Genomic DNA, 24,319 nt, shown 5'->3' on the forward strand with positions numbered 1-24,319 from the left:
CGATGACCAAGCTGAAGATGCAGGTGATAACCCATGAATAAACGCTGCTATCGTGTCGTTTTTAATCACTCCCGCCAGATGATGATGGTGGTATCCGAGTTAGCGAAAAATCATAGCGCGGATAACGCCCGGGCGCCGCGCGGCGTGGATACCCCATCGCTGACGGCCGTCATCTCCCCGCTGCGTCTGACTACGATGCTGCTGCTGGGCTGGATCGCCCTGCCCGCCAGCGCCGGCGGTATTGTGGCGGACGGCGCGGCGCCCGGCAATCGGCAACCGTCCGTGCTCTCCACCGCCAACGGTACGCCGCAGGTGAATATTCAGACCCCAAACCGCGATGGGGTATCCCACAATCACTACCGCCAGTTCGATGTCGATCGCAAAGGTGCCATCCTCAATAACAGCGCAATCCATACGCAGACGCAGCTGAGCGGCATGATCACCGCCAACCCGTGGCTGGCAAAAGGCGAGGCGAAGATCATTCTCAATGAGGTCAACAGCGCCAACGCGAGCCAGCTCAACGGTTTTATTGAGGTGGCGGGCAGGCGGGCGGATGTGATCATTGCCAACCCGGCCGGGATCACCTGCAGCGGCTGTGGCTTTATCAATGCCGGGCAGACCACGATGGCCGCCGCGCAGGCGCTGCTGGAGCAAGGGCGAGTCGCGGGGTTTGCGGTGGACAAAGGCCAGATTGCCATCACCGGCGGCGGCATGAACGACGCGCAAAGTGACTACACCCGACTGATCGGCCGCGCGGTGGAGGTCAACGCCAAGCTGCATGCCCAGGATCTGACCATTACCACCGGACATAATATCACCGATGCGCAGGGCAACGTGGTGAGGAAAAGAGAGCCAGAGGGCGACGTGCCCGCCTTTGCGCTGGATGTCGCGGCGGTCGGCGGCATGTACAGCGATAAAATTAAGCTGGTCGGCACAGAACATGGGGTTGGCGTGCGTAACGCGGGCATCATCGGGGCACAGGTTGGCGAACTGAGCCTGAGCGCCGACGGTAAATTGCAGAATAGCGGCATTCTTACCGCTGCCGCGGACCTGAAGGTGACGCTGACGGATAGCGTCACCAACGCGGGCACCATCAGCGCCGGGCGCGATATTCAGCTGAAAACGGCCGGGGATATGGATAACCGGAAACAGCTCCTCGCGGGGCGCCATATCACCTCTGACAGCCGGGCGCTGAATAACGCGATGGGGGCCGTTGTGGCGGCCGGCGTCGATCAAGACGGCAGGCTCTCTCGGCGCGGCGATCTCGTTCTGAACGCCGCGAACGCGGCCACCCTGAACGGGCTGCAGCTCGCGCATGACCATGTGGCGGTATCGGCACAGGCTGCCTCACTGCAGGGCAGCCACACCGCCGCCGCCGCCGTCACGCTGCGCTCGGCCACTCGGCTGGATCTGCAAACTGCGACGGTGACCGCCGCCGACGCACTGACGGCGGCGGCGCCGGACGGAATTGATAACCACAGCGGCAGGCTGAGCGCCGGCGCACTGACGCTGAGCAGTAGCAGGCTGGACAACACGCAGGGGCAGATTATCCAGATAGGCGCAGAGGAGCTGACGCTGACGCATAAGAACGGGATAATCAATAACGGCGGGACGATCGCCGCCAACGGTCGCGATCTCACGCTGAGCGCAGACAGGATCGATAACCGGCGCGGGCGCATTCAGCACGCCGGTGACGGCGCTGTCCGCATCGCCACAGCGGATTTTAACGGCCAGGAGGGCGAGATGCGCTCCAATGGAAACCTGATAATGAAAGGCGGGAGCTATCAGCTGGATAACAGTGAAACGTCCGCTCGTAGTATCAGCGCGCAGATCCATTCTCTGTCACACCGCGCCGGTACCCTGATACAGCGAGACAGCGGTGCGCTGACATTGGCCGTACGGCACACCCTGGACAACGCACAGGGGGTCATCGCTGGACAAAGCGTGACGCTCAGCGCCGACGCTCTGCACAATCAGCACGGAAGAATTCAAGGCAGCGCGGCTACGCGGCTGACGGTGACCGAGAAAACAGATAATCACGGCGGAGAGATCCGCGCGGGCAGGCAGCTAAGCGTCTCGACCCGCGAGCTGGACAACACGCAGGGCATCACGGCCGGCGATGAAAAAGTGCGCCTTACCACGGAGCGCCTCACCAATACGCAGGGCACGCTGATGGCCGGTCAGACGCTGACCCTTCACAGCGGAACACTCAGCGGTGACGGGAATATCCTCTCGTCCGGCGATATGGCCCTGACGCTGAATGATCGGTTCAGCAACCAGCACACTGTGCAGGCTAACGGCAGCCTGCTGATCGCAGCACATCAGGGCATTCAGAACGCAGCGCAGATCCAAGGGGGAACAGCGCTAACCATCGAAGCCCCCTGGCTGATAAATACCCGCGACGCCGAAATCAGCGCCGATCAGGCCACGCTGAGCGTACGCAATGCCCTCACTAATATCGGACTGATTGACGGCATCAAGACGCAGATTAACGCCGGCACCCTGAACAATGCCGCCTCAGGCCGGCTCTACGGTGATGATATTGCGCTGCAGGCCGCGCTGATTAATAACACCGCCGCCGCGGATAAATCCCGCTCGGCGGTAATCGCCGCCCGCAGCAGCCTGAACATCGGCAGCGCGACCCTGAATAACGCGGGAGAGAGCCTGATTTATAGCCAAGGGCTGCTGAATATCGGACGTAGCCTAGATGCCAATGGCCGCGCCACCGGCAGCGCAGATCGCTTCAACAATATGGGCGCCACCCTCGAGTCGCAGGGAGATATGACCCTGAATATCAGGGAGATTAACAATATCAATACCAACCTGGTAACCCAGATTGCCGAAATCAGCCGCCAGCAGCGCCACGAGGGGGTTCTGAAAGGATACACGCAGCGTTTTGACTGGAAGGATATTGATATCAGCCATAAAAATAAATATGGCGTCCATAGCGCAGTGATGCCAGACGGCAGCAGCGATGACTCGTTTTACGAATATAGATATACCCGGGTTATTCAGGAAACGCAGGTGATAAAGACGGAGCCCGGGGTTATTCAGTCCGGTATGACGCTGACCATCAACGGTGACACGCTGATGAATCAGGACAGTCGCGTTATTGCAGGCGATCTGCTGATAGCGACGATCCATGACCTGCGAAACAACGCGACGCCGGGCGTCCATATTGTGACTGACGCAGGAACCCAGACCCGCTGGTGGCCCAAAAAGACAAAGCGCCCCCTCGCCGGAACAGAAACATCCCAGGGAAAGGAGAGCGGAAACTACTCCCCTCCCCCGCTGACCACATCTATCGACCTTGCGGTGCAGAAATGGGAGGCCAATGCACAGACCGACGTTCAGACGCGGGACAGCGGCGGACGCACGCCGCTGGCCATCACCACGCTCCCGGTAATGTCTGCGACGGACGGTGCGCAGGTGGAGGCGGTGATCCGCAGCGCGAATCCCCCGTTGACCCTGCCAAAGAATAACCTGTTTAGGGTGCAGCCGGGCAGCGACAGCCAGTACCTGGTAGAGACGGATCCGCGCTTCACCAACCACAAAACGTGGCTGGCGACCGATTACATGCAGCAGGCCATGCTGAGCGATCACCAGCAGATGCACAAACGCCTGGGGGACGGCTACTACGAGCAGAAGCTGGTCTCTGAGCAGATTGTGACGCTGGCCGGGCAGCGTTATCTGGGCGATTACCGCAGTGACGAGGAGCAGTTCCAGGCGCTGATGAATAACGGTATCACCTTTGGCAAACAATTTAATTTGACCCTGGGTACGGCGCTGACCGCAGAACAGATGGCGCTGCTGACGAGCGATATCATATGGCTGGTTGAGCAAACCGTGACACTGGCGGACGGCAGCAGCGAAACGGTGCTGGTGCCGCAGGTTTATGCCCGGCTGAAGCCGGGGGATTTAGGCGCCGACGGCGCGCTGCTGTCCGGTAAAAATACGCGGTTTACCGTTAACGGTCAGCTCGTGAACAGCGGCAGCATGCTCAGCCAAGCGGCGCTACGGGTAAGTGCCGGGGATATCCTCAACCAGGGAACCATCAGCAGCAATGAGACCCTGCTCAGCGCGCAGCGTAGCCTCAGCAACATCGGCGGCACGCTTATCGGCGGCAGCGCCCTGACCATGAATGCGGAAAATATCCGCAGTGAAACGACCCTGACGGGAACGGAGGACAACCGACACCTCAACCGCATTGCCGGCGTGTATATACAGAACGACGGCGGCCAGCTAACGATGAGCGCAACAGACTCCGTCACGCTGACTGCGTCAGATATTCAGAGTCGGGGCAAAGACGCTAAAACCGCCATTAGCGCCGGCGGCGACATCACCCTGGCGACGGTGACCACCACTCGCACCGAAAACAGCGACTGGGGCGCGGATAACTATCGCCGCCTCAGCGAGCAGGCCGACGTCGGTACACAGCTTCTCGGCGGGAGCATCGCCCTCAACGCCAGACGGGATATCGCGGCCACGGCGGCGACGGTGGCGGCGGATAGCGCCCTGACGGCCGCGGCGGGTCGGGATATAACCCTAAAATCTGGGACGGTGGCGACCGATCTGGTTGAACATAGCCAACAGCACAGTAAAGGTCTCCTTTCGGCGTCGTCGCTGGAAACCCATGACGAGGTACAGCGCCAACGGGCGGCCGGCAGCCAGCTCAGTGGCCACACCGTTACTCTGCGCGCCGGAGATAACCTCACGACCGAGGGCAGCCAGGTGATTGCGGACGGCGACCTGAGCGCCCGCGCGGGCAAAAATATCACCGTCACCACCGCGGATGAGCTGCGTAACGAGGCCCACCTGCGCGCAGAGAGAAATAGCGGGCTGATGGGCTCCGGGGGCATCGGGTTTACCATCGGGACACGTTCCCTGACACAGACGACGGACAGCCACAGTCAGCAGCACCAGGGCAGCACCCTGGGCAGCACCGGGGGCGATGTCACCCTGAGCGCCGGTGAAAATCTTACGCTGCACGGCAGCGATGTGATCGCGAAGAAAGATATCAACCTGACCGGTCAGTCCGTTACGGTAAGCGCAGCGGAGAACACCCACACGGAGCTGACCAAAACCGAGCAGAAGCAGAGCGGGCTGACGCTCGCCCTGAGCGGAACGGTAGGCAGCGCGCTGAATACCGCCGTACAGACGGCGAATCAGGCGAAAGAGACGGATGACAGCCGGATTAAAGCGCTGCATTCGATCAAAGCGGGACTATCCGCGGTTCAGGCAGTACAAGGCGCGCGCCTGGCTGACGCCTCTCAGGGCGACAGCGGCGCATCCATCGGGATTAACCTCTCCTTCGGCAGCAGCGCCGCCAAGTCCGAAACCGAAACTCGCCAGACCACGGCGCAGGGCAGCGGCGTCAGCGCCGGTAACAACCTGAGCGTCAGCGCAACCGGCAAAGCCCCCGACAGCGGCAATATTGCCGTCACCGGCAGCGCGCTACAGGCCGGCGGCGATATTGCGCTCGATGCCCAGCATGATATCACCCTGCTATCGGCCCAAAACACCCAGACGGTGGACGGCAAAAACAGCAGCCGGAGCAGCAGCGTGGGGGTCGGGATAACCTTCGGCTCCAACGGCGTGGGGTTCAATGTCAATGCCAGCGCCAGCAAAGGCAAAGGGTTTGAAAAAGGCAACAGCCGCTATGCCACGGATACCACGGTGAGCGCGGGCAACACCCTGACGCTGAACAGCGGTAATGACACCACCCTGAAAGGGGCGCAGGTACAGGGGGAGAAAGTGGTGGCGAATGTCGGCAATAATCTGACCCTACGCAGTGAGCAGGCGATTGATAGCTATGAAGCCAAGCAATCCAGCTTCAGCGCCGGGGGAGCATCGGCTTCGGCAATGGCTCTCTGAGTATCGCCGCCAGCCGCGATAAGATGCACAGCGACTATGCCTCGGTGGAGAACCAGACCGGCATCTTTGCCGGTAAAGGCGGCTTTGATATCACCGTGGGTAATCATACCCAGCTGGACGGCGCGGCTATTGCCAGCGCGGCCGGTCAGGAGAACAACCGCTTAGATAGCGGAACCCTGGGCTTTTCCGATATCGACAACCGGGCTGAGTTCAAGGCACAGCACCAGGGGTTTGGCCTTAGCTCCGGCGGCAGCATTGGCGGCCAGTTCGCGGGCAATATGGCCAATAGCCTGTTGGCGGGTGCCAATCAGAATGAGCGCGCCCGCGGCACCACCAGTCGGCTATCGCCGACGGCGCGATCGTCGTGCGCGATCGGGCCAACCAGCAGCAGGATGTCGCCGGGTTAGCGCGCGACACAGCTCGAGCGCACCAGCCTCTCTCCCCTATCTTCGACAAGGAGAAAGCGCAGCGGCGCCTGCAGCAGAGCCAGCTGCTCGGTGAGATTGGCAATCAGGTGGCCGATATTGCACGGACAGAAGGCGAGATCGCCGGGGAAAAAGCCCGGCGTGACCCAACGGCCCTGGATCAGGCGCGTACCGCGCTGGCGGCCGGCGGTAAGCCGTTTACCGAGCGGGATGTAGCGCAGCGGGCGTATAACACCGGCATGCGCGATTCCGGGTTTGGCACCGGAGGGCAATACCAGCAGGCGATTCAGGCGGCCACGGCGGCGGTACAGGGGCTGGCGGGCGACAACCTGCAGGCGGCGCTGGCGGGCGGCGCGGCGCCGTATATTAGTGAGATAATCAAGCAGAGCACCCCGGACGGCGCGGGGCGTGTGGCGGCCCATGCGGTGGTAAATGCGGCGTTTGCCGCAGCACAGGGGAATAATGCCCTTGCCGGAGCCGCGGGTGCGGCCACCGGCGAAATCGTCGGCATGCTGGCCACGGAGATATACCAGAAACCGGTCGCTGAGCTCAGCGAAAGCGAGAAACAGACCGTTTCAACACTGGCCACCCTCGCCGCCGGACTGGCCGGTGGACTGGTGGGCGACGCGGGTGCCTCTGCACTCGCCGGCGCACAGTCGGGTAAGACGACGGTGGAGAATAATTTCCTTGGGACAAAATCGTCCAGCAAGCTAGATAAAATTATCGAAAAAATACAGCATGGTGATAAGACGTTAGCGACGGCGAAAGAGTTACTTCAATTAGAAAACGCAGACAAACGGAGTGACATACTTATCGCGAAGTTTGTGTCAGATCCTACCCAACTGAATAGCGCTGAACGAAGCGAATTAGCTGGTTATCTGCGTATTTACGCAGCAGAGATGGAGACGGAATATGGTACAGGTGTTGCTCAGGAGCTAGTCAATGGATTGCTTTCAGGGAGCGACTATCTAAAACGAGGCCCAGACTCTGATGTAATGGCTGAGGCGCAAAATATAATGATGGCATGGGGATATCATAAATCCAATGCGAGTATTGGTGATGCACCGCTGCTGTTTTCTGGCAGTATGCTGGGTATTACAATAAAAGGAGGTATGGCTGTTAATGCGGCGATAGGCATAGGTGTCAACACTGTAGTTCAATTAAGTGGAGACGATCCTTTCAGTTATGTGGATGCGAGTATTGCGGGATTGATATCAGCCGCGACGACAGGAAAAGGTTGGCAGGCTTCCGCAGCCATTAATATGGGTGGGGCCGCCGTTGGCAGTGCACTTAAAGGAGAGGATCCTATTAGCGCTGTGATTGGTGCAGGAGTAGGGGCAGTCGCAGGTAGTCATGCTAATAGCGTAATTAAGACTCAAACATCTACGGTGGTTAAGGAAAGTACTGCTGAGCTGATGGGGAGTGTTGGCGGCGGGATAGCTAATGAAATGGCCGTAGGTATTATAAAAAATAGTGTTGATAATGTAGATGCTGAGACAAAAAATGAAAAAAAATAATCTACGACTTTTTTTCACCCTTGTTTTAAATTGCTCCATCAGTATTTTTATTTGTTGTATTGTAGGATATCTTGCTGGTTTTTTTGTGCTTGCCTTTAAACTTGGTTATTTTTATTTTGATTTCAATTGGTGGAAAATGACATTTAGATCTATCGAGATAGGACTCCTTGGGGGGTAGTTGCAGGTGGTGGGATTTTTATCAAAGTTAAGATTGAAGAATGGAAAATTTCAAAATCCAATAAGGGAGATAGAAGTGGAGAATAACCTTCTTGGCGGTAGTGAGTGGCTTCAGATCGATAAAGCCAAGGAACATGCTGCGGATGTACTCTCCTGTAGTGATAATTTCTCCTAACGACTCTGCAGCAGGTACTCGCTCAAACATTGATACTCAAAAAGGTCAAGCACCAACCATAGATAAAATTGATATTAATGGAAATAACAAACCAGTCCGATTTTATAAAGTGGATAGTAATGTTATGATAGATATAAAAATATCCTAACGGAGACTGTAAGTCTGTTGTGCCACAATATGAGTAAACAATGGAGTGTAAAAAATGGAATGTATAAAATGTAGAGCTTATGAAGCAAACAAAGAGTCTGGTTTGTGTGATGCCTGTGAGTGGGAGGAAATGCGTAGAATTAATGGGATATTATACTTTCCTGCTTTTGGAATCCTATTCAATATATTTACAGGAGGCATTGAGTTTTACGGTCTAATTATTGAGTTGCACACTTATGTCATTAAAAATAATTTTTTACCTTATTACCCTATGGGGGCGCTTGCACTTCTAACGCTCGTCTTTCTTGTATCGCTTTATGCTGCATGGTCATTTTTTTTGCGCAAGAAAGGAACGCGTAATGTTATGATTATTTACTATGCAATAGGGCTAGTGACCTCTCTCTATCTCACTGTATTACCTGCAATTATTTTTAATATACAACTGAATTTTGATAGTATTAAAGTGTTGCTCTCTGGAGTGATTGGCGTCATTATTTGGGTGCCTTATTTTATTCTTTCAAAAAGAATTAATATAGTTTTTTGCCGTTAATTATAACCAATGATATTTGGTCATTTGGAGCCTATCCCCGTAGGCGTGTATTGTTGCAGCCAGTTTGGACACGGACAGCGCGGAACAACCGGAGCGTACACGTAGTACGTGAGGATAATGAGTTATGACTAGGCAGTTACCTCCTGAACAAACCCACCTCAGCGCCGGGGGGAGCATCGGCTTCGGCAATGGCTCTCTGAGTATCGCCGCCAGCCGCGATAAGATGCACAGCGACTATGCCTCGGTGGAGAACCAGACCGGCATCTTTGCCGGTAAAGGCGGCTTTGATATCACCGTGGGTAATCATACCCAGCTGGACGGCGCGGCCATTGCCAGCGCGGCCGATCAGGAGAACAACCGCTTAAATAGCGGAACCCTGGGCTTTGCCGATATCGACAACCGCGCTGAGTTCAAGGCGCAGCACCAGGGGTTTGGCCTTAGCTCCGGCGGTAGCATTGGCGGCCAGTTCGCGGGCAATATGGCCAATAGCCTGTTGGCGGGTGCCAATCAGAATGAGCGCGCCCGCGGCACCACCCAGTCGGCTATCGCCGACGGCGCGATCGTCGTGCGCGATCGGGCCAACCGGCAATACCCTCCAGCGAGTGAACCTCATTGGCTGAGCAGCGCACGGCGCTCTCATTGCTGGTGCTGTCCCTGCTAATTGTTCGCAGCGGTTATCGTCATACTGACCTTACGCTTGTTGTTTCAGGGGGTATTCCCGTGGCATTGTCTGTCAGACATGACGTTTTTAGCCTTCCATTATCAACCTCAATGGCAGGAGTCGAAAGTCATGCTGTTAACACGACTAACCTGCAGTGCCCTGGCGCTGGACGCGCTGGTTCTGGCTCTGCACAGTCTGACTGAGATAGTCTGAATAAGGATCCCTGCCCATGACGCTGAATGGCTGTCACGTGATGGCAAAGCCTACTGGCTCTGTCTGTAATATCGACTGCAGTTACTGTTTCTATCTGGAAAAAGAGGCGCTGTACCCGGAAAGGCAACAGAACTGGCGGATGTCAGATGAGACGCTGGAAACGTATATTCGCCAGCATATTGAAGCGCAGAACAGCAATGACGTGCTGTTTGCCTGGCAGGGTGGTGAACCCACGATGATGGGTCTGCCATTTTTCCGCAGGGTCATTGCACTGTGTGAGAAGTACGGCGAGGGCCGCCGGATACAGCATGCCCTGCAGACCAACGGTATGTTGATGAATGAAGAGTGGGCGGCATTTTTTGCCCGGCACCATTTTCTGATAGGCCTGTCCGTTGATGGTCCCCAGGCGCTTCACGACTGTTATCGGGTAAATCGGGCCGGTCATGGCACCCATGAGCGAGTCATGAAAGCGTTATTACTGCTGAAACAGCACGACGTGGATTTTAATACCCTAACGGTAGTCGGTAAGCACAACGTCAGCCATGCTGCAGAGGTATATGAGTTCCTGCTGGCAGCTGGTTCGCGCTATATTCAGTTCATTCCGCTGGTCGAGCGCATCAGCACATCAGACAACGCCCCCCTGCATCTGGTGATGCCCGGTGAAAGTGCCGCGGCTCTGGCCCCGTGGACCGTTCCAGCATGGCAGTACGGCGAATTTCTCCGGCAGATTTTTGATATCTGGATACGCCGTGATGTGGGTCAGGTGTCCGTGCAAATGTTTGATGTGGCGATAACTGCCTGGAATGGTCAGCCCCCGGTGTTGTGCGTGCACGCTGAAACCTGTGGTCACGCGTTTGCCTTGGAATCCAATGGCGATCTCTACAACTGCGACCACTTTGTCTACCCTGAGCATCTGCTGGGTAATATCCACCAGCAGGACATCAGAACGCTGAACCACAGCGAGCAGGCCATGGCTTTTGGCCATGCGAAAAAGGACACCCTGACCCAAGACTGCCGCCAGTGTGAATATCAGTTTGTCTGTCACGGTGGATGTCCGAAGCACCGCTTTGCGCTGTCGCCGGGAGGGAAACCGGGTCACAATTACCTGTGTGCTGGCTACAAACATTTCTTTAAGCACATTACGCGGAAAATGAATCTGCTGAAAGATTTACTGGCGGCAGGTTATCCGGCTCGGGTTGTCATGCAGGCCCTTGCGCAGGGAGATCACACCACACCGACAGCCAGCCGCAACGCATCCTGCCCCTGCGGCAGTGGAAAGAAATTCAAAAAGTGTTGCGCCCGTTAACATAGCCAACAATGTGTCCTGATGGAAGTATCAGGGCACCCCCTCCCCCTGTACAGACTTCGCGCAATGTCACATTTCTGCACATTGTTTTCTCTGCCATCTTCTGATGCGTCGCTCCTCTGCCATGAAATAAAAACAAACAATTACAGCATGTTGCAAAGGCACCGTGTCTTCCTGCACGCCAATATATAGGTTTTTCCTATACATCAATGACGCAAACTATTATCCCCGGCGCGGAGAGTGCTTTATCTATGAGAGGCCATAAAAAAATACCAGGACAATAAAATGGAACGACTGACCCTCTCTGATAGACTCTGCTACGCGGTGGGCGGTGGCTTTGCCTCCAACCTCAGCTTCTACGCCATGCTGGTCTTCTTTATTACCTACGCTTCTGATATTTACGGTGTCAATCCGGCCACTGTCGGTGCTATCACACTTGCCGCCAGGGGATTGATGCCTTTATCGACCCCATTATGGGTGCAATTGGTGACCGGACCCGCACGCGGATGGGGAAATATCGCTTCTGGATAATCACCTCGGCTCCGGTGCTGGGATTCACCACCTGGCTGGTCTTTGCCTCTCCGGCGCTCTCCTCCTTCGGGAGAGTGATATATATCGCCGGTATTTACATGCTCTATTCCATTGTCTCCACCGTATCCAATATCCCCTACCACTCCCTGACGGCGTATGTTACGGATAAAGTGAATGATCGCAGTAACATTGTCCTGCTCAAACAATTTACCGGCATTATTGCCCAATTCATCGTCAGTGCCGGCGGCATCTATATTCTGTCGGCGTTCAGCCAGACTAAAGATGCAGCAGGGCATGCCGTCGTCGATATTCACAGCTATCAGTATCTAGGGCTTCTGTTTGGCGTGGTCACCACGCTGGGATTCTGGATCTGTGCATATGGCGCCCGTAGGCAGGATAACTGGCAGCGTATTCAGAGTGATGACGCCGCCATGAACAATGGGGCAAAAACCGATAAAACCCATATCGTTATCGCCGTGTTTAAACATATGTCACTGGCATTTCGCAGCCGCTCACTGGCCTGTCTGGCACTGGCCTCGTCAGCCAATACCCTAGCTTTAGCCATCACCGCCGGGGTCACCGTGCAGTTCTATACCTGGGTATTGCATAACACGAAGCTGCTGGCGACCGGTGCTCTGCTGAATATGATTTTCGGTGCTTCAATGTATCTGGTGGTGAAATGGCTGGTCCACCGTTACGGTAACAAAACCGCGTTCGTGACAGTCTGCTTTATTGCCATCATTCCTTCACTGCTCCTCTGGCTGACATTCAGTCCAGATAACGTGACCTACACCCTGGTCCTGTTGGCCTGCGTGATGGCGTTCTGCCAGGGCGGTTCTCTAATTACCTGGATGATGGTCACAGACTGCGCCGACGAACTGCGCTGGAAGACAAAACAGAATGCTGCCGGGATCGCCTCCTCCACCCTGACCTTTTCCAACAAATTTGGCTCGGCGGTCGGGGCGTTTGTGCTGGGCTGGATGCTGGATTTGATTGGCTATATGCCGGGCACCGCGACCCAGACAGATGGCGCACTGCACGGCCTGACCACGCTGATGGTACTGACCCCGGTCTGTGGTCAGTTGCTCTCACTGCTGGCTATGGTTTTCTATTCCCTCAACAGAAAAAATCACAAAGAAATCTGTATGAAACTGCTGGGTTCCGGAGAGTAAATATGAAAGTTGTCATGTTGATGTTTGATACCCTGCGCCGCAACAAGCTGCCACCTTACAACCCGGATGCGCATCCGCTGCCGAACTTTCAGCGACTAGGTGAAAAAACGGTTCGCTTCGATAATTTCTACGTTGGCTCCATGCCCTGCATGCCTGCGCGCCGGGATCTGCATACCGGGCGTCTGAACTTCCTCCACCGTAGCTGGGGGCCACTGGAGCCTTTTGATGACTCCATTTTTGAGATCATGAAAAAGCACGGGATCTATTCCCATCTGATAACTGACCACCAGCACTACTGGGAGGACGGCGGCGCAACCTACCACAACCGCTATAATAGCTATGAGTTTATCCGCGGTCAGGAAGGCGACCTGTGGAAAGCAAAAATTGGCTTTACCGGTGCGGAGAAACTGGACGCGTGGAAAAATGCTGAGCCACTACGCCGCAATATGATTGAGCATGACCAGATAAACCGCAGCTATATGCACGAGGAGCGGGACTACCCACAGGCCCGCTGTTATCAGGCCGGACTAGAATTTCTGGCGGAGAATCACCGGCAGGATAACTGGTTTTTGCAAATCGAAAGCTTTGATCCGCATGAACCCTTTTTTGTTCCGGACAGGTTTAAACGGATGGTTGATCCGGCACTTGTTGGCAACACGGATGACTGGCCGGAATACAGCTCCACGGAACGTATCAATAACCCGCAGAAAGTCATCGATGGTGAAAAACATTACCAGGCACTGATGCTGATGTGTGACGAATATCTGGGTAAGGTTCTCGATTTCTTCGATACCCATGATATGTGGCAGGACACCATGCTTATCATCAACACCGACCATGGCTTTATGTTTGGTGAAAAAGAGTGGTCAGGTAAAAGCGTGATGCCGGTGTATAACGAAATTGCGCACACCCCGTTTTTTATCTGGGATCCACGCAGCCAGGTCGCCGGAGAATCACGAGATGAACTCGCGCAGATGCACGATGTCGCGGTGACCCTCCTTGATGCCTTCGGCATTGAAAAGACACCACAGATGACCGGTCAGTCTTTGCTGCCCATGCTGACTAAGCCTGGCCCGGTCAAATCCGTCGCCCTGTTTGGTTATTTCGGCGCACATGTGTCCATCACCGATGGCCGCTACGTTTATATGCGCGGAAGCCAGAGCCCTGAGAACATACCGCTGTATGAATACACCCTAATGCCCACACGCATGCGCCGTATGTTTAATGCTACAGAACTGCGGAATGCTACGCTGCATCCGGGCTTCCCGTTCACGGGCCACATTCCGGTAATGAAAATTCCCGGATCTGCCGGATTTTACAGCTCCTACGCACACGGGAATCTGCTGTTTGATTTACAGCTCGACAAAAATCAAGAGCACCCGTTGTGTTGTCCTGAGCGTGAGGCGGCCATGATGCGCATGCTGTCCCTTGCCCTGTCGGAGGCTCAGGCACCTGAAGATGAATGGCGCCGGCTGGGGCTACCGGTGAATATCGATGATATTCATGCCGGGTATGTGTCACAGGAGCATGCCCGGAGAAACCAGGTCATGCAGCAGTATCTCGGTCCACTCAACGGGATGAGCATGCACCCGGATACCCGGACGCTGCTACTGGAAATCGCCGCCTGTCCCGGCGGTGAGACATTCCTGAGTGAACTGGCTGCCAGTCATTCGCTCGGCCATCTCAAAAAACAGACTGTCATTGCATTTTATGAGCAGGGTAATTACGCCCGGGAACTGTATTCGCTGTTTAACAAACCTTACTGAACACAACGGAACTCCATCATGGCCCTGATAGGTCATGATGGTTCAGACCTGTGCGGAGCCACAGAAATATGACAACATTTGCGTTAGTGGCCGATGTGGGGGGACCAATGCCCGCCTCGCATTGTGCAATCTCACCACCGGAGAACTATCCCGTGTGCAGACATACAGGGTCACGGCATACCCGGGGCCAGAAAACCTGATCCGTGACTATCTCCGCGATATTCCATCCCCGGTGGATGACGGATGTATTGCCATCGCCTGCCCGGTGACCGGCGACCATGTCACCATGACCAATCACTGCTGGGCATTTTCAGTTACTGCACTAAGGCGCAATCTGGGATTTTCACGGCTGGATGTCATCAACGATTTTACCGCCGTTTCGATGGCGGTACCGGTTCTGAAACCCGCGCATCTTATTCAGCTTGGTGGCAAGGAGGCAGCCGCCGGAAAGCCCGTTGCCATTTATGGCGCAGGCACCGGACTGGGTATCGCACACCTTATTCCGGTGGATAATCGCTGGATAAGCCTGCCCGGGGAAGGGGGGCATGTGGATCTCGCCCCCGGCAATAAAGAAGAGGGAGATGTGCTCGCTATTTTGCGCCAGGAGATGGGGCATGTTTCCGCAGAGCGTGTGTTGTCAGGGGCCGGGCTGGTCAATTTGTATCGGGCCACTGCGCTCGCGAACGGTAGACTCCCGGAGAGCCTGTCGCCGGAGGAAGTGACTGAGCAGGCACTGGCAAACCGCAGCCATGATGCCCGACGAGCGCTCACCCTTTTTTGCGACATCATGGGACGCTTTGGCGGTAATCTAGCGCTAACACTTGGCACTACCGGAGGGGTTTACATTGCCGGCGGCATAGTGCCCCGTTTTCTGGACTTTTTTAAAGCCTCAACGTTCCGCCAGCGTTTTGAAGATAAAGGGCGTTTTACCTCCTATGTGCAGGACATTCCGGTTTACTTAATTGTCCATGACAATCCGGGTCTCCTCGGCGCCGGGGCATATCTGCGGCAGCGTTCAGGCATCCCCCTTTAAACCACGGGTTCAGTATTAATTCATCAGTAAGCAGGACAATAAAATGGCATCACCACAACAGGGAAAATCACCGGATTATCGCTTCACACTGGCGAACGAACGCACCTTTCTCGCGTGGGTCAGGACGGCACTGGCCTTTATGGCTGCGTCAGTTGGCATAGATCAACTGGCCACCACGCTGACTCCGGGCACCTTCCGGACAGGACTGGTGATTGTACTCAGCCTGACCGCCGCAGGATTATCCTGCTACGCCTGGTATCGTTGGCACAAAAATGAGCACGCGATGCGTTTTGATAAAGATCTTCCCTTTCCCCGCCTGCTCCTCTGGCTCAGTGGCGGGCTGGCACTTTGCATTCTTGTGATGCTGGGACTGATGATATGACTCTGACTCGCCGGATCCGTGATCAGGGACTTCAGCCAGAGCGAACATCGCTGTCGTGGCACAGAACAGCATTTTCCTCACTGGCACTGACTCTGGTCATCGCCCGTGCATGTTTCTGCCACGGCAGCCAGCTGCTCATCGGGCTGAGTTGTGCCTCTGTCGCCTTGTCAGTGGCGCTGGTGATGGTTTCATACCGGCGCCAGCAGACCCTCGTCTGTAATACTGACTTGTGTACCCTTCCGTCAGCGCTAGCAAAAAGCCTGATCAGCGGTTCGTTGTGTCTGAATGCGTTGGTCATCACGCTCAACAGTATCCTTTCACTGTACTGACAGGTTACTATCGACCTGTTTTACTGATGTACTGAGGAGTCATCTTGCATTTACATAAACTCATCGCTCAGTTCAGGGTACTGGTTGAGAAAAAAACATTCATTGCTGCCGCTGAAAATCTGTTTATCTCCCAGCCGACGCTCACACAAAACATGCAGCGTCTGGAGTCCGCGCTGGATGTCTCTCTTCTGGTGCGCAACGGAAAAAAAATTTCACTGACAGTATACGGCGATAGCCTCTACCAGCATGCCTGCCTTCTGGAACGAAATTATCGCCAGGCGATGCTGGATATCGACACCATCAAACGCAGCCACCGGGAAACGCTGGTGTTGGAATGTGGACATGCCTGGAGCCACGGTGTGCTGTTTAAACTGATGCAGCGTTATATGGCACAGTTTCCTGATGTACGCATTGTCATCAAAAACAGCAACAGCGCCATGGGACAACAGCATCTGCTCAAGGGGGAATGTGACCTTGCTTTAGGGGCAATACCGGCCCCCGACAACCGCCTGTCCGCCATTCACTACATCCCTATTTTTACGACCCGCTTTATGCTGTTTTGCGCACCGGATCACCCTCTGGCAACCAGTCGGCACATCTCCCAAAAGCGGCTCAGCCAGAGTGAGTGGGTTGTCCTACGACAGGAGTCGGAAGAAGGTGAGTTTGAAGATCCCTTACTGTGCAGTATTCCGCCTGAGCGGGTGCGTTTTGAAGTGTTCTCAGTCTCCAATGCCATCGCACTGGTCAGCCAGAGCCACTGTATTCTACCTCTACCGCTGCAGCTGGAGCAGGAAGCCACAAACCGCGGGTTAGTTCCGCTAGATATGGCAAAAGCCTTCTCCACCTTTCAGACCGGAATTATGTATATCGATGATGTGCTGAAACATGGGCATAAAAGAGCATTTATCGACACGATTATAGAGTCGAAAAGTCATTTTGGTGACGACGTATCGTAAGTATACCGCATAATCGTGCCATTCACATTTAGAGATCCTTCGGCATAATAAATCCTCCAACGAAGGAGAACGCTATGCGTCAATCCCATTTTATTGAGCATCAGATCATCGCCGTGATTAAATCGGTTGAATTCGGACGCACCGTTAAAGATGCCTGCCGGAAGGCTAGTATTTCTGAAGCCATCTACTACAGCTGGAAGTCCAGATATGGTGGCATGGAGGCCTTTGATATTAAAAAGATCAAGGCTCTTGAGGACGAGAACCGACGTCTCAAACAGATGTTTGCCGACCTGAGCTTTGAGAACCATGGTCCGTAGTTTATCTCACTGGTGCTGACTGAACGAGCAGAGAAACATGCAGTAAAACTGGAATTTATCCAGCTGGATAAAGTGATAAAAATCACGGAAAGATGGTTGTCAGAATATAACGATGAACGCCCGTATGAATCACTGAACAATATGACGCCGGAGGAATATCGACAATACCATTATTTGGCCAAGATCTCAAAAAATGTCTGGAACTAAAATGGGGCTATTTACACTCAGGCGATGCAGAGACTGGGAGCAAGTGCAAATGCCGGCATCAGTTATCTGTTAGACAGCGTGATAGATCCGGCAAACGCAGCGATTGCTGGCAAACGTTATCTCCATGGGCAATGGCCCGACAGGTTCCATTGGCTGGAACACTGTGGGGGGGAGCAGTCGCGATGCTAGCTAAGCTAGGCGTAGCGTTTCCGATCGCTTTAACTTTCTCGCCATTAATTTTCAATCGTGAGTTTTCATCTCACGGAGCATCTGCTCCCATAGCCGAGGAAAACTCACCGGCGTATTTATCGAAAAAACACCGTTTCAACTGATTTAAGGCGCTGTTAATAAGTTAAGCCGCGGCGACTTTTAAGCTTATGGGCGCACTATTTATAAATTTTTATCCGAAGAACCTTCATTTAATAGTGTCCGGTTTTACAAACCCAATACAGACAGGATAACCGCTATGTTTGCTATCTTCTTGAAAAGTTATCTGACTGATAGCATCAAGCTGTAAAGACGGCCATTGACTTAATCCCCGAGTAAACGAAGCATAAGTACAATTTTTATCAGACCGGCCTATCAGTAATGCTCCTGATTGCTTAATATCGGCCAATCGGATATTTGCGTTATAGATATTAGGTTTAGTGCTGTTACTCCAAGGCGTGATGATTTCAGGCCTTGACGCCCCATAAAAAATGAGCCACTCAGCCAGATGCTCTCCTCCAACTAGACGCAGTGGAGTAGCATAGCGCTCTAGCCATAGCCTCTCCACATTGTGGCTAAACGGGATAATACCGCTCATTTTGCGCCCCGCATTAGCTACATTGGTTATCATAACCATAGCATAGCCAAGTAACACCAGAATTGCGGTCCCCATTAGTACCAAAACAGGCCTTTTCAGTGACTGCGTACCGGGAGTAACGACGCAGGCGATAACCAATGCGGGGGCCAGAATGAAAAACGGCTGAAGCCACTCGGTTAGTCGCCCTCCATGATGAAACAAGAACCATAGCCAAATCAATACCTGAGGCACTAAAACGACCAATAACAGGATACGTTTATCTGTGTCAACAGGCCACTGGAGAGAGATCTTTTGCGAGTACAATATCCACCATAAAAACAGCAACGGATAATAGATGCTGAGTAGCTTTATAAATAAACTAGGGTTAAACTGACGCGCTATCTGTGTATCGACCCAGTTGAACGCCGCGAAGTCATGTTCCCACAGCCAGAATAGATTTGGAGCAAGCATCACAAGACCAATCAGCAGCGCCAGATAAAATACAGGCTGGCGATAACATCTCCGAATTTTTGGCACAGCCAGTGTGGCAACAAACACGGCACCGACAAATGCCAGCGTTGAATACTTAGCCATCGCCCCCAGGCCAGCCGTAAATGCAAATATTATCCACCATGCAGGATGGCGGGTGAACGCCAGGAAAAAGGACAATAGCATCCATGGCCACAGCATAACCAACAAATAGTTATCATTATAACTGATGATATCGAAATTAATGACTCCTGACAGGTTAAGTGTGCATAATGCAATCCAGGCCAGCCGTTTACTACCGCTCAGCTGTTTTGCGAGAAACCAGCACCCAATCATTCCGATAGCGATCGCCAAAAAATGCGTGATATACCAATAGGCGCTCAGCGAGATACCGGAAAACCACAGCGCCGGACGCCATACCATACCAACCAGCCAGGGATTTTTCGGCGATCCCCATTCGGCATTTTGTGCCCAGTTCAATGCTTCCACTGCATCATAGGGCACCGTAGGATCCAGGAAGATTGTAGCCAGGCTCCACAAGAGAGCGTACAGACCCACCCACATTGTTAAAAACATGCGAGTCATATGTTTTCCTTAAAAAAATCAACAGAGAGTTAAAATGCTATTCTAAGGAGTCAATTATATTTTTTAGATAAACAGAAAGGGATTTAACCGCCGTGGTTGAGCTACAGATGATAACGGAAAACATAAGAATTGCTTAACTCATACCAAGCGTGTTCGGGGCATCTTATCCATCCCTCTGCAGCCACCGCCGCGGGAAATGGCTTGTGAAACACATTCTATTTTGGATGGGTCACCCCGTAACGGCTCATCTCTCTCAGGTAATACGTACGTCTTCTGGCATATCTGATTTTATCATTTTGCTCATAGTAGTATTCATTGTGCCTGAATGCGGTTTTGGCATCGGGAATTTTTTTAGTCAGGACCAGCGTAATTAGACAGCCGCGTGCAGAAAGCTAAAGCAATTGATAGAATACGATAGCAACCAGATGGGATTTTACGCACCTTGAGCTGGGAGAATGCTTCCTATGGCGGGCTTAAAGTCTCTCATGGATTCCCCCATAATTTATCCGGTTTTCGACACATTACTGATACGCCTCAGCTAGACTAAGTAAACTGGCGTAATATTTAATGAGGTAATTATTCATACGAAGTGTGATAATTACCGCGCATTGGGTATCAGAACACGACACGGATATCAAAATCGGTAATGCTAAACCTTTCAAGGCGATGAGTCAGATCAAGTCGCGACTAATACACTACCTCTCAGCAGTTCCATCAGTGTGGAGGAACGCCTTAGCATGGCTTTCCCCCACCCACGACTTATCTAAACCAGCCCATAGTGCACCGCGGCCTGCCACCCTAGCGAAGCCAGCGTCAGGGTCGCCAAAACTCCCAGCATTAAACGGGTTCTATCAGCAGATTTTTGCTGAGCGATCAGCTGATTCTCAGCGGTTTCCTGCTTCTGCTGGCACTCCTCCCGTAGAGTCTGCAGCCTCAGTTCGCCAAGATTTAGCGCCTGCTGCTGTTGCTGCATCGCAGCCGTCTGTAGCGATAGCCTCTGTTGCACGCTCTTAAACTCTGACTGTTGCTGCTCACTTAACCCTGTTTGAAATGCGGCATTCTCACCTGCAAAGCGAGCCAGCTCTGAGCACAGCCGCTGAGACTGTTCTGCTGCCATTTGCTGCATCTGCTGCTTAAGCTCTTCACCCTGCCGTAGCTGGGTCGCGGTGAGTGCGACAATCTGCTGCTGAATTTCCTGGTGATTTTGGGTCGCCTCTGCCAGAACGTTTCCCAGCGTATCCTGCAGCCGTTGGGCGGATTCTGCAGCGCTGGCCGTCGCCCGCCGCTCAAAGGCGTCGCTGCGGCGTTGCTGTTCAGTAATGGCGCTGTCCAGCTGTGCCAGATACTGCTCTGCCGCATCATGCAACCGCCGCTCAACCTCCAGCTGCAGAGCATCACTCGTGGCGCTGATGCGGCTTTCTGCCTCACGGACCTGTTTCACACAGCCAACCAGCTGCTGCGCCTGTTTCTGGGTGAGCCCCTTGGCCTCCATCAGCCCTTGGTTGGCCTTGTTTATTTCACGCTGCTGCTGCTCCAGCAATATCTGCTGGTCGAGAATTCTCTGATTCTGCTGTTCCAGGCTATCAGTCTGTTGCTTCAGTAAATTTTGCTGTCTTAGCAGAATGCGCTGCTGATCGCTCAGCACCTTAGAGATCGCGGTGTTGACGATCAGTAGCTGCGACGACTTCTCGGTCAACCGACCGATGGATTTGTTCAGGTCGAGCTGGGCCTCCTGTACTTTATCGTCGAGATCGTTCCACCAGTTACTGAGAAAATTTCCGTTTTTCTGCTGCCGGCGCAGCGCATCCAGCTGCCTGGTGTGCGATTGCACTTCGCCCCGCTCCGCAGTCATCGCATTGATAAGCTCTTTAATATTGCTCTCACGGATAATGCGTTCGGGTATGGTGGCAGAAGAAAAGGCCTCAATAATGCTGAGTTCTTGGCTATTTGGAGATGTCATACCCCTGATCCTTTCAACAGGTTTTAAGAAAGTCGTCAATTTCTGACTGGCTATCGCGAATAAAAGCGATAGTCGCAATACTTTTGTCCACCTGCTCAGCGGTTTCCGCCACAGTCTGCTCCAGGCTGGCCAGCGTGGCGTTGGCAGCTAGACCTGCCCCGCTTAAGGAGGTACCGATACGCTGGTACACCGAGATCGATTTCTGGTAGTTATCTATATTGCTCAGCGACTGTTCAGACAGGGTGGCTAACTCATTGGCAAACTTATCTCGCCGCTTTCCGTCCTGCAGTAGCTCGTCCATAAACTTTTCGCTCAGGGAGTAGCGGTAGCGATCAAACAGACGATCGATTTGGTAAGCAAAAAACGCAGAAGTCAGGCCGGTCAGGATGCCGAGCAGCACCGGGGTAATCAGGTCTGAGAACGGCTTGAGGAATGGGACTGTGGCCATAAAAGTCGCTACCGTTTCGGTCAGTAGCACCCCCAGCGATGAGACCACCACTGCGGTGAGAATCTTCAGCCCCTCCTGCAGCGCTTGATCCCGGGTCATCTCTTTCGGAGGGAAAAAAATCATTTTAAAGGCACGGAACAGCCCCAGAAGCCCCTCGCGGATCACCATGACAAAACGTTTAGCGGTAGAGAGGAAGTTGTTGATTAGGAAGGTCAGCAGATTACTCATAAATCCGCCGACGCCGCCCTGAATCATCTGCCCTAGTGCATCAGGAATTTTTTTTACCACCGAATCGATGACCCGCACCAGACGCTGGCGGATCTCTTCAAAAAGCGTTTTCCCAACGGCAACGCCCTGCTTAACCAGTACCTTAAATTCGTTGAACAGGCAGTTAACCAACTCGGTAAGCAGCACGCCGAGAGCCTGGCGCATGCCCATCATGGCGGCCTGCTTACCGCCGGTCTGCAACAGTTCTGCCGTCTGTTTTTTCAGCATGGCGTGGTTCGCTGTGCTATCGATATGCTGCTTTGCACGCTGATATTTTTCTTTCATCAACGCATCGTCGACTGCAAACTTTTCAGCGTTGGTGATGGTGGCGCCGTCTCTCCCATCCTTCCTCTCCTTAGCCGCCCATTTGACCATATCTTCGTCGCTCTTGGAGCCGTTTAGTGGCTGATTGGTCAGCGCCAGGTTCTCGTCATCGTTGGCCATGCCGCGGATACGGCTGGTATCGACGCTCATCTCTCCGCTCTCTGCATCCTGGGTTACCTTCCCCATGGCAAGATGGTTTTTGGCATTGTGATGAATTTCATTCAGCGAGACCACGTGATCCAGCTCGGCGCGGACAATCCGTCCGTCTGTGAGCTCAATGGTTCCGTCAGCAGAAACACGCCTGCCGGTGTACTCATCCCTGCCCTGGCCAATTTTATCTGCACGCTTTTGATCCCAGGTCTTAGCGCCGGCGTTTTTCGCTTTAGCCCCAGTATCAATTTCATACTCCGACCTGACCACAGCGTTGTAGTCTTTGCGTGAATGCGCATGCAAAGCACGATCAGAATCAGTCGCCACATAGTCATCATCTTTACGTTCAAAATTACGCAGTGTGGTGACGTTGCCGCCATTTCTATCTTCAAACATGGCAGTCGATAGGCCAAAGGGCCCAATAATCTGCCCAATCACCTGCATCTGGCAATCTTCGAATAGCTGCTGCAGGCGTTCTTCCCGCAGCGTAGAAAGGTTCCTATCCATACTTCTTCCCATCCTGAATTAGACCCGTTTATCAACAACAAAACGCGTGAACCATGCGGAGAAACTGCGCATTTCCACCACTCTGTCCGCTACGTCATGAAATACATTGATCACCTGACCATAGTCCCCACCAACTGCAGGGGTGAGATCCAGACACAGGTAGTCGCCACCGCCGTTGCTGGCAAAAGGGATCCAGCCGGGCAACCACCAGCCGGGCCGAATCCCCTCCGCTGGCCTGGCGACCTTGCCCTCAAAATCACCTTCCTCCAGCAGATCTCGCCATACCGACCAGCTCATTAGGATATTCTGCGTCGACAGGAACTCCCAGCTGCCGAACAGCCAGCCTCCGAGGCCCTTCTGGCCGTTATGTACCAGCAGGCAGGCCGTGAAATCCGCCGGTAGCGACGCGCCAATCACCTGCTCCAGATCGCGAATCTCCGCCCCGCTGGCCGGAGAATTGAGATCGTCCAGCAACGCCGGGCGGTGAGCCTGCAGCCAGCGTTCCAGATCTTTCCACAGCTCATTCATGCCAACTCCCCATGTTTTATGGGTTTAATGTTAGCGCATCGCATTAACCGGATTACACCGATTAAGTCAAACCACGGTATTAATCCTGCCATTCTCCTAGTAATTCTGTTCATTCGAGTCGTGTGCCATGAGGAATATGGCCAACTCCACATATCAGCAATTTGTGAAATGGTCAGTTAGCGGCACAGCGACGCCAATCCAGTCGCTGCACCGACAGGAGTCCCTCAGGCGAGAACATCCTGGCTTGCTGCCGCAGGACGCAGAGGCGTTTTACAAGCTGCTGCTGGAGCCTGCCGGCGCTAACGTGTAATATCCCCCTCACGTTGCAACAACGTGTACCTTGCGCGAGGCTCCTTTATCCGTTTCTTTCTCCAAACATCTCAGTTTTACTCAAAAATACAGCGGTTAGACCTAAATGTCAGTGCGGCATTAACGGCGGTGAGGATTCCCGACCTCACTCGGTTAAGTTAAAGACAGTTAATCTCAGCATAGTCAGTTAACTTCGAATAATAACCTTAAGCTATGATTAATTTCGAACG

Annotated in this window: 15 protein-coding genes and 4 pseudogenes; 15 read left to right on the forward strand and 4 right to left on the reverse strand. The window is 53.6% G+C overall.

Annotated elements, in window-relative coordinates:
- The first annotated feature begins 33 nt into the window (after window positions 1-33).
- The 14 genes and pseudogenes from QY76_RS18290 (at window position 34) to QY76_RS19760 (ending at window position 17,738) form a co-directional block, all read left to right on the forward strand.
- A pseudogene (locus QY76_RS18290) lies at window positions 34-7,816 on the forward strand (hemagglutinin repeat-containing protein).
- 320 nt (window positions 7,817-8,136) lie between these two features.
- Window positions 8,137-8,316, forward strand: a complete 180-nt coding sequence (locus tag QY76_RS19000; protein ID WP_152550810.1) for a hypothetical protein — start codon at window positions 8,137-8,139, stop codon at window positions 8,314-8,316.
- Window positions 8,317-8,370: 54 nt separating this feature from the next.
- Window positions 8,371-8,865 (forward strand): DUF2569 domain-containing protein, encoded by a 495-nt coding sequence (locus QY76_RS16085; RefSeq protein ID WP_045426398.1) that lies wholly within the window; start codon window positions 8,371-8,373, stop codon window positions 8,863-8,865.
- 223 nt (window positions 8,866-9,088) lie between these two features.
- A pseudogene (locus QY76_RS16090) lies at window positions 9,089-9,454 on the forward strand (filamentous hemagglutinin); the annotation flags it as partial.
- Between the two features lie 301 nt (window positions 9,455-9,755).
- Entirely contained in the window at window positions 9,756-11,045 is a 1,290-nt protein-coding gene (locus QY76_RS16100) for an anaerobic sulfatase maturase (protein ID WP_034171896.1), read from the forward strand.
- Window positions 11,046-11,330: 285 nt separating this feature from the next.
- The gene (locus tag QY76_RS18885) at window positions 11,331-11,576 is read left to right on the forward strand and encodes a hypothetical protein (protein WP_144418118.1); all 246 of its coding nucleotides are present in this window, start codon (window positions 11,331-11,333) and stop codon (window positions 11,574-11,576) included.
- Complete coding sequence (locus QY76_RS16105) at window positions 11,552-12,748, forward strand: MFS transporter (RefSeq protein WP_049648904.1); 1,197 nt, start codon at window positions 11,552-11,554, stop codon at window positions 12,746-12,748. Before QY76_RS18885 ends, QY76_RS16105 begins: the two co-directional genes overlap by 25 nt.
- 2 nt (window positions 12,749-12,750) lie before the next feature.
- On the forward strand, window positions 12,751-14,514 hold the full coding sequence (locus QY76_RS16110; RefSeq protein WP_045426407.1) for a sulfatase: 1,764 nt from the start codon (window positions 12,751-12,753) through the stop codon (window positions 14,512-14,514).
- 68 nt (window positions 14,515-14,582) lie between these two features.
- A pseudogene (glk, locus tag QY76_RS16115) lies at window positions 14,583-15,547 on the forward strand (glucokinase).
- Window positions 15,548-15,590: 43 nt separating this feature from the next.
- Window positions 15,591-15,929, forward strand: a complete 339-nt coding sequence (locus QY76_RS16120; RefSeq protein WP_034163788.1) for a YidH family protein — start codon at window positions 15,591-15,593, stop codon at window positions 15,927-15,929.
- A complete protein-coding gene (locus tag QY76_RS19750; RefSeq protein ID WP_071844201.1) occupies window positions 15,926-16,258 on the forward strand; it encodes a DUF202 domain-containing protein in 333 nt (110 codons plus the stop codon). Before QY76_RS16120 ends, QY76_RS19750 begins: the two co-directional genes overlap by 4 nt.
- 44 nt (window positions 16,259-16,302) lie before the next feature.
- A complete protein-coding gene (locus QY76_RS16130; RefSeq protein WP_045426414.1) occupies window positions 16,303-17,214 on the forward strand; it encodes a LysR family transcriptional regulator in 912 nt (303 codons plus the stop codon).
- A gap of 74 nt (window positions 17,215-17,288) precedes the next feature.
- A pseudogene (locus QY76_RS19755) lies at window positions 17,289-17,519 on the forward strand (transposase); the annotation flags it as partial.
- A gap of 24 nt (window positions 17,520-17,543) precedes the next feature.
- Window positions 17,544-17,738, forward strand: a complete 195-nt coding sequence (locus QY76_RS19760) for an integrase core domain-containing protein (RefSeq protein WP_071844202.1) — start codon at window positions 17,544-17,546, stop codon at window positions 17,736-17,738.
- Window positions 17,739-18,153: 415 nt separating this feature from the next.
- Here QY76_RS19760 and QY76_RS16140 read toward each other — a convergent pair whose 3' ends face one another.
- The 4 genes from QY76_RS16140 to QY76_RS16155 all read right to left on the reverse strand — a co-directional run bounded on the left by QY76_RS16140 (window position 18,154) and on the right by QY76_RS16155 (window position 23,780).
- Window positions 18,154-19,596 (reverse strand): glycosyltransferase family 39 protein, encoded by a 1,443-nt coding sequence (locus QY76_RS16140; protein ID WP_045426417.1) that lies wholly within the window; start codon window positions 19,594-19,596, stop codon window positions 18,154-18,156.
- A gap of 763 nt (window positions 19,597-20,359) precedes the next feature.
- Window positions 20,360-21,556 (reverse strand): hypothetical protein, encoded by a 1,197-nt coding sequence (locus QY76_RS17455; protein WP_051905088.1) that lies wholly within the window; start codon window positions 21,554-21,556, stop codon window positions 20,360-20,362.
- A gap of 13 nt (window positions 21,557-21,569) precedes the next feature.
- Window positions 21,570-23,252: a hypothetical protein gene (locus tag QY76_RS16150; RefSeq protein WP_034163795.1), complete on the reverse strand. Its 1,683-nt coding sequence runs from the start codon at window positions 23,250-23,252 to the stop codon at window positions 21,570-21,572.
- Window positions 23,253-23,270: 18 nt separating this feature from the next.
- Window positions 23,271-23,780 (reverse strand): SMI1/KNR4 family protein, encoded by a 510-nt coding sequence (locus QY76_RS16155; protein WP_034163796.1) that lies wholly within the window; start codon window positions 23,778-23,780, stop codon window positions 23,271-23,273.
- Between the two features lie 163 nt (window positions 23,781-23,943).
- Between QY76_RS16155 and QY76_RS19005 the strand changes: the two genes are divergently transcribed.
- Window positions 23,944-24,090 carry a hypothetical protein gene (locus QY76_RS19005; protein ID WP_158409702.1) on the forward strand — a complete coding sequence of 49 codons (147 nt, stop codon included), beginning with the start codon at window positions 23,944-23,946 and terminating at the stop codon, window positions 24,088-24,090.
- Window positions 24,091-24,319 lie beyond the last annotated feature (229 nt).

Origin of the sequence: Edwardsiella sp. EA181011, from assembly GCF_000800725.1 — a bacterium.
Classification (GTDB): domain Bacteria; phylum Pseudomonadota; class Gammaproteobacteria; order Enterobacterales; family Enterobacteriaceae; genus Edwardsiella; species Edwardsiella anguillarum.

Excerpts from the sequence above, each read along its gene's own strand:
- QY76_RS19000 (WP_152550810.1), top strand. The coding sequence starts at position 8,137 with ATGTACTCTCCTGTAGTGATAATTTCTCCTAACGACTCTGCAGCAGGT.
- QY76_RS16085 (WP_045426398.1), top strand. The coding sequence starts at position 8,371 with ATGGAATGTATAAAATGTAGAGCTTATGAAGCAAACAAAGAGTCTGGT.
- QY76_RS17455 (WP_051905088.1), bottom strand. The coding sequence starts at position 21,556 with ATGACATCTCCAAATAGCCAAGAACTCAGCATTATTGAGGCCTTTTCT.
- QY76_RS16100 (WP_034171896.1), top strand. The coding sequence starts at position 9,756 with ATGACGCTGAATGGCTGTCACGTGATGGCAAAGCCTACTGGCTCTGTC.
- QY76_RS16155 (WP_034163796.1), bottom strand. The coding sequence starts at position 23,780 with ATGAATGAGCTGTGGAAAGATCTGGAACGCTGGCTGCAGGCTCACCGC.
- QY76_RS16140 (WP_045426417.1), bottom strand. The coding sequence starts at position 19,596 with ATGACTCGCATGTTTTTAACAATGTGGGTGGGTCTGTACGCTCTCTTG.
- QY76_RS16120 (WP_034163788.1), top strand. The coding sequence starts at position 15,591 with ATGGCATCACCACAACAGGGAAAATCACCGGATTATCGCTTCACACTG.
- QY76_RS16105 (WP_049648904.1), top strand. The coding sequence starts at position 11,552 with ATGGGGAAATATCGCTTCTGGATAATCACCTCGGCTCCGGTGCTGGGA.
- QY76_RS19750 (WP_071844201.1), top strand. The coding sequence starts at position 15,926 with ATGACTCTGACTCGCCGGATCCGTGATCAGGGACTTCAGCCAGAGCGA.
- QY76_RS16150 (WP_034163795.1), bottom strand. The coding sequence starts at position 23,252 with ATGGATAGGAACCTTTCTACGCTGCGGGAAGAACGCCTGCAGCAGCTA.
- QY76_RS16110 (WP_045426407.1), top strand. The coding sequence starts at position 12,751 with ATGAAAGTTGTCATGTTGATGTTTGATACCCTGCGCCGCAACAAGCTG.
- QY76_RS18885 (WP_144418118.1), top strand. The coding sequence starts at position 11,331 with ATGGAACGACTGACCCTCTCTGATAGACTCTGCTACGCGGTGGGCGGT.